This window comes from Wenyingzhuangia sp., assembly GCF_039768515.1.
GTDB lineage: Bacteria > Bacteroidota > Bacteroidia > Flavobacteriales > Flavobacteriaceae > Wenyingzhuangia.
This window is the reverse complement of record NZ_JBDNAI010000147.1, coordinates 1-7,287: the sequence shown is the minus strand read 5'-3', so window position 1 is coordinate 7,287 and position 7,287 is coordinate 1. Positions and strand designations below refer to the sequence as shown.

At 37.0% G+C, this 7,287-nt stretch carries 5 protein-coding genes; all 5 read left to right on the top strand.

Annotated features, from left to right (window positions below):
* The coding region (locus tag ABF281_RS09040; RefSeq protein WP_347181349.1) for a TAT-variant-translocated molybdopterin oxidoreductase at positions 1–3,092 on the top strand (3,092 nt) is incomplete at its 5' end.
* 22 nt (positions 3,093–3,114) lie between these two features.
* Positions 3,115–4,578 carry an NrfD/PsrC family molybdoenzyme membrane anchor subunit gene (gene nrfD, locus ABF281_RS09035; RefSeq protein ID WP_347181348.1) on the top strand — a complete coding sequence of 488 codons (1,464 nt, stop codon included), beginning with the start codon at positions 3,115–3,117 and terminating at the stop codon, positions 4,576–4,578.
* Between the two features lie 2 nt (positions 4,579–4,580).
* Positions 4,581–5,108 carry a DUF3341 domain-containing protein gene (locus ABF281_RS09030; protein WP_271485946.1) on the top strand — a complete coding sequence of 176 codons (528 nt, stop codon included), beginning with the start codon at positions 4,581–4,583 and terminating at the stop codon, positions 5,106–5,108.
* Between the two features lie 10 nt (positions 5,109–5,118).
* Positions 5,119–5,667: a cytochrome c gene (locus ABF281_RS09025; protein ID WP_347181347.1), complete on the top strand. Its 549-nt coding sequence runs from the start codon at positions 5,119–5,121 to the stop codon at positions 5,665–5,667.
* 27 nt (positions 5,668–5,694) lie between these two features.
* Positions 5,695–7,185 carry a quinol:cytochrome C oxidoreductase gene (locus ABF281_RS09020; RefSeq protein ID WP_347181346.1) on the top strand — a complete coding sequence of 497 codons (1,491 nt, stop codon included), beginning with the start codon at positions 5,695–5,697 and terminating at the stop codon, positions 7,183–7,185.
* Positions 7,186–7,287: the final 102 nt, after the last annotated feature.

Sequence of the window (7,287 nt, the reverse complement as noted above, 5' to 3'; positions counted from 1 at the left end):
TCAAAAAATACTGGAAAAGTGTTGAAGAACTAAAAGATAGTTCTGTTGTTGAAACGCTAAGTAAAAATGAATTTGTAGAAAACATTCCTACAGATGATTTTTTAGGTGATAAAGAAACACTTGAGACTTCTTCTACTTCGCGTAGAGACTTTTTAAAGTATGTTGGCTTTACAACCGCAGCAGCATCGTTAGCTGCCTGTGAAGGGCCGGTGATCAAATCGATTCCTTACGTAGTAAAACCAAACGATATTATTCCTGGAGTTGCAGATTGGTTTGCAACAACAGTAGCAGATGGATACGACTTTGCGAATGTTTTAGTAAAAACAAGAGAAGGGCGTCCAATCCAAATCATGCCAAACAAAGAGGCAAATGGAACTACAAATGCAAGAGTGCAAGCTTCTGTATTGTCGTTGTATGATGAAAGCCTTCGTTTGAAAGAGCCTACTAAAGGTGGAAACGCAATTTCTTGGGCGGATGCCGATGCAGAAATTGGAGCTACGCTAGCTGCTTTAAGAGCTGCAAACAAACCAGTTGTTTTATTAACAGGTACCATGGCAAGTCCCTCTACAACCAAAATTGTAGGAGAATTTACCGCTGCATATCCAAACGTAAAACATGTGGTATATGATGCCGTTTCAGAAAGTGGAGCTGCAGATGCTTTTCAAGAAGTATATGGCAAAAGAGCATTGCCAAATTATCATTTAGACAAAGCGGAAGTAATCGTTTCTTTTGAAGCCGATTTCTTAGGTGATTTTCACGGAGGTTTTGAGAAAGCATATGTTGCTGGAAGAAAACCTGAAAATGGAAAAATGTCTTACCATGTTCAGTTAGAAAGTAACATGTCATTAACAGGTGCAAATGCAGATAAGCGTATGGTTGTAAAACCATCCGATCAAGTATTCGCCTTGTTAAATCTATACAATGCCCTCTCAGGAAACAATGTTGCTTCGAAAGCAACTGCCCAAGATGCAGCCATCAAAAAATTAGCAGCTACCTTACAAAAGGCAGGTTCTAAAGCGGTTGTTTTAACAGGTTTAAATGATAAGAACGCACAATTAATTACCTTAGAAATCAATCGAATTTTAGGTAGTGAAATTATTGATGTAACAAATACCTTAAACATTCGCCAAGGAAACGATGCAGATGTTGCACAAATGGTTGCAGATTTAAAATCTGGAACGCTTGCAGGTGTTGTTTCATATAATGTAGATCCTGTTTATAGTTTAGCAAATGGACAAGAATTTGCAACGGCTTTAAAAGATAAATTATCAGTAGCAATTGCTGTCGAGAATAACGATACGGTTGCCGCTTCAAATTATGTATTACCAGCAACTCACTTTTTAGAGAGTTGGGGAGATGTTTCTATTTCTGAAGGAAACTACAGTTTAGTTCAGCCAACCATTCAGAAACTATTCAAAACACGTCAAATTCAAGAAGTTTTATTAGCTTGGTCAGGAAGTTCAACTTCTTACTACGATTATTTAAAATCTTTTTGGTCTTCAAACGTGTTGGGAGGAGCTTCATGGAACACTGCATTGCACAATGGTTTCTTTACAAAAGAAGTTTCCAAAACGGTTGCACTGAAATCAGTATCACTTTCAGAGGCTACTGCTAACTTGTACCGCTCAGTAAAAGCATCAGAATTTGAATTGGTTCTTTATACCTCTACTGGTTTAGGAGATGGGAAACAGGCAAACAATCCTTGGTTGCAAGAATTTCCAGATCCATTAACAAGAGCTTCTTGGGACAATTACTTAACCATTTCTATGGCAGACGCCAAGAAATTAGGGTTTACCAATCCAATAAAAGACAATGGAGCGATTGATGGGGATTATGCAAATCTGACTCTTAATGGAGTAACAGTTGCCAATGTTCCTGTATTAATTCAACCAGGTCAAGCACCAGGATCTATCGGTCTTGCTTTAGGATATGGTAGAACACTCGGTTTTAAAGATGAAATGAAAGTAGGAGTCAATGCCTACCCATTATATAAAGATGCCAACACAGTACAATACGGTGTTGCTATCGAAAAAGTATCCGGAACGCATAGGTTTGCTTGTACACAAGTACAAAAAACAATTGCAGGACGTCACGATATCTTAAAAGAAGTTTCTTTAAAAGATTATGTGAATATCGATCCAAAAGATCATAAAAACGGTTGGAACATTCCAGCAATGGTTTCTTACGATCATCAAGAAGTGGAGGCGAAGTCTATTGATTTATGGGCCGAGCACAATCGAGAAGTTGGACACCATTTCAATCTTTCTATCGATTTAACCTCTTGTACCGGTTGTGGATCATGTGTTGTAGCATGTCATGCAGAAAACAATGTACCCGTAGTTGGTAAAAACGAAGTAAGAGTTGGTCGAGATATGCACTGGTTGCGTATCGATAGATACTATTCTTCAGGAGTAGAAGAAGAATACAGAGCGGCAACAGGTCATGAACCAACATCTCCAAAAGTGAGAAAGTTTGCAACAGACGAATTGGGCTTAAGTAGAGCTGATATGTATGCTGCTATTGAAACTGAGGCAGAAAATCCTCAAGTTACTTTCCAGCCAATGATGTGTCAGCACTGTAACCATGCTCCTTGTGAGACGGTTTGTCCAGTAGCTGCAACTACACACAGTAAACAAGGTCAAAACCACATGGCTTACAACAGATGTGTGGGAACAAGATATTGTGCAAACAACTGTCCATATAGAGTACGTCGTTTCAACTGGTTCAATTACTCAAATAACAATGAGTTTGATTTCCACATGAACAACGAGTATGGTAAAATGGTTTTAAATCCAGATGTAGTTGTTCGTTCTAGAGGGGTGATGGAAAAATGTTCTATGTGTATTCAAATGACACAAGCAACCATTTTGAAAGCCAAGAAAGAAGGAAGGAAAATTGAAGCAGGAGAATTTGCAACAGCATGTTCATCAGCTTGTACAACAGGATCTTTACAGTTTGGTGATGTAAACAACGAGAAAGAAGTTGTTACAAAGTTAGCTGCAGATAAAAGAGCTTATCATGTTTTAGATTATCTACAAACGAAACCGAATGTAGTGTATCAAGTGAAGGTTAGAAATACAAACGAAGCGTAATTAAAAATTAAGATATAAAAATATGTCTCATTACGAAGCATCCATTAGAGAACCTTTAGTACTCGGTGATAAAAGTTATCACGATATTACTGAAGATATTGCAAAACCTATCGAAGGTCAGGCAAATAAAAATTGGTATATAGCTTTCTATATTTCTTTAGCAGCAATGTTATGGGGATTTGGTTGTATCTTTTATACTGTTGGAACCGGAATTGGGGTTTGGGGATTGAACAAGAACATTGGATGGGCTTGGGATATTACAAACTTTGTATGGTGGGTAGGTATCGGTCACGCCGGAACTTTAATCTCAGCAGTACTTTTATTATTCCGTCAAAAATGGAGAATGGCCATTAACCGTTCTGCGGAAGCCATGACGATCTTTGCCGTTTTTCAGGCAGGATTGTTTCCAATTATTCACATGGGTAGACCTTGGAATGCTTATTGGGTATTGCCAATTCCGAATCAATTTGGTTCTTTATGGGTAAACTTTAATTCGCCATTACTTTGGGATGTATTTGCAATTTCTACCTACCTATCTGTATCATTAGTATTTTGGTGGACAGGTTTACTTCCAGATTTCGCAATGATTCGTGATAGAGCAGTAAAACCTTTTCAAAAGAAAATATATGCCTTATTATCATTCGGTTGGTCGGGAAGAGCAAAAGATTGGCAACGTTTTGAAGAAGTATCTTTGGTGTTAGCTGGTTTGGCAACTCCATTAGTACTTTCTGTACACACGATTGTATCGATGGATTTTGCAACTTCAATCAATCCAGGATGGCACTCAACAATTTTCCCTCCTTATTTCGTAGCTGGAGCAATCTTTTCAGGATTTGCAATGGTACAAACTTTATTAGGGATTATGAGAAAGGTGACCAATATGGAAGATTACATTACCCGTATGCACATTGAGTATATGAACATTGTAATTATCCTAACAGGTGGTATTGTTGCCGTAGCCTATGCAACTGAATTTTTTATCGCATGGTATACCGGTTCTCCTTATGAAAACTATACATATTTATCTGTAGGTGCTGCAACTGGACCTTATGCTTGGGCATTCTGGTCATTAATCATCTTCAATATTATTACACCACAATTATTATGGTTCAAAAAAATAAGAAGAAGTTTTATATGGACTTTCATTATTTCAATTGCCATTAACATTGGGATGTGGTTTGAGCGTTTTGATATTATTGCGATTGTTTTAAGTAAAGGACACTTACCATCAACCTGGTGGCGTTTTGAACCTACTTTCGTTGATGTTGGTATCTTTATTGGAACCATTGGTTTCTTCTTCGTATTATTTTTATTGTACGCAAGAACATTCCCAGTAATCGCGCAAGCGGAAGTAAAAACTATTTTAAAATCTTCGGGTGAGTTTTACAAGAAGAGAAGCGAACAAGGAATTCCTACTAAGCCAGCTATTGTTGCTTTAAATGCAACGAGCAAGAAGGAAGATTCTGATAACAATTTAAACGGATAATTATGGAATCATCAAAAGTTATTCACGCGTTTTATACCGATGACGAAGTTTTGTTAGATGCAGTAAAAACTGTAAAAGCAGCACACCATCACATTGAAGAAGTATTTTGTCCATTCCCAGTTCACGGCCTAGACAAAGCCATGGGATTAGCACCAACAAGACTTGCCATTACCGCATTTTTGTACGGAATTACAGGTTTAGCTTTTGCTATTTGGATGACAAATTATATGATGATCGACGACTGGCCACAAGACATTGGTGGAAAGCCAAGTTTTAGTTGGGTAGAAAACATGCCAGCCTTTGTGCCAATCATGTTTGAATTGACCGTATTTTTTGCAGCCCATTTAATGGTAATCACTTTTTATATGAGAAGTAGAATTTGGCCTTTTAAGGATGCAGAAAATCCAGATCCAAGAACTACAGATGACCATTTTTTAATGGAAATCCCAGTGCATAACAACGAAGCAGAATTGACTTCTTTGTTAAGTGAAACTGGCGCAGTAGAAATTAACGTAGTAGATAAGCACTAATCAATAGATAATGAAGAATTTTAAATTAATTATCGTTTTAGTAATTGTTGCAAGTTTAGCTTCTTGTGGCGATAAGAGAACTCCACAAATGCAATACATGCCAGACATGTATGAATCGATTCCTTACAATGCAGATGCAGAAAATGGATTGAAAGGAAACCCTGTGAATAGCAAACCTGTAGCTGGTACCATCCCAAGAGGAGGTCACCCTGCTTATGATATCGCAGATAACAACGAAGGATACGAGAAAGCGAAAGCAGACTTAAAAAACCCTTTAGAACTTACCGAAGAAAACTTGGCAAATGGAAAGTCTATGTACACCATATACTGTACTTCTTGTCATGGTAAAAAAGGAGATGGAAATGGACATTTATCCAAAACAGAGAAATTCTTAGGGATTCCAAATTATAAAGACAGAGACCTTACAGAAGGGAGTATCTATCATGTTTTAATGCACGGTAAAAACTTAATGGGTTCTCATTCATCTCAATTAACATATAACGAACGTTGGCAAATTGTTCAATACGTAGAAGTTTTACGTGCTGATTTGTTAAAATAAAGTTTAAAAAGAAAGAATACGAAAGATATGTATCAATTCTCAGGTAGATTAAAAACATTCTCATTAGCCCTTATAGTATTGGGGTTTGTTGGGTTGGCGTATAGTTTTTATAATGGCTCTCAAAAGACATTAGAAGACGCAAAACATGCAATTGAAGCTGCAAGTAATGACGCCCATGGTGGTGGACATGGCGAAGCAGCAACACCTCATGCAGCGGAAGCAAGCCATGACTCGCATGCAGTAAAAACAGATAAAGAAGCACATGCTGCTATGATACATGCTTCCGAAGACAAAGATACATCTCATGGTGATGCTCATGCTAGTTCAGAAGCACACGGTACATCTCACGATGATGAACATGCCACTCATGTTTTACATCAATTACAAAACAGACCTTGGTCCGCATTTTATGTAGCCTTGTTCTTCTCTTTAGGATTGACACTATTGGTATTAACGTTTTATGCAATTCAACGTGTTGCACAAGTTGGATGGTCAGTAGTTATCTTAAGAGTGATGGAAGCAATAACAGCAAACTTACTTCCGGTCTCTATCATTATGATCCTAGTTTTGGCCGCATCAGTAATGCATATCAATCATTTATTTCCATGGATGGCAGAAGGTGTTTTTGATCCTGAAAGCGACAAGTACGATGCTATTATCGATGGAAAATCAATTTGGATGAATGCTACTGGTTTTATGTTAAGAAGTATTGCATACTTAGTAATTTGGAATGTTTATAGATTCTTAATTCGAAAAGGTTCTATCAAAGAAGATACTGCAAACGACGGAAACAAGACCTATAAGAAAAACTACAACATGTCTGTTATTTTCTTATTCTTATTCATGATCACAGAATCGATGATGTCTTGGGATTGGATTATGGGATTAGACCCACACTGGTTCTCAACCTTATTCGGGTGGTATGTATTGGCAACTTTATTAGTAAGTGCTTTAACAGTAATTGCGTTTGTAACTATTTATTTACGTTCTAAAAATGCCTTACCAGGAATCAATGACAGTCACATTCATGATTTAGCAAAATTTATGTTTGGTTTTTCTGTATTCTGGACCTACTTATGGTTTGCACAGTTCATGCTAATTTGGTATGCAGACATTCCAGAAGAAACAACGTATTTCGTAGCTAGATTTACAGAGTATAAATTACCGTTCTTAGGAATGGTTGTTATGAACTTTGTATTTCCAATATTACTATTAATTAACAGTGATTTTAAAAGCAGACCTTGGTTTGTGTTTATCGGAGGAACTGTTATCTTAATGGGACATTATGTAGACGTATTTGTAATGGTAATGCCATCAACAGTAGGAGCTCAGTGGTCCTTTGGAATCCCTGAATTAAGTGCAATCTTTTTCTTTATAGGATTGTTTATTTATACTACTTTTAGTGCATTTGCCAAAGCAAATCCTATTACGAAAGGAAATCCATTCTTAAAAGAGAGTGAGCATTTTCACTATTACAACATCGAACACACAGGAGAAGGATCTGGAGATCACCATTAATAATAATTGAATTAAAAAATTAAGACAAAATAAATATGTTAGCTTTATTTTATATTTTTATAGGTGTTGCAATTGGAGTCAGTTTTTGGCAGATTACCAGAG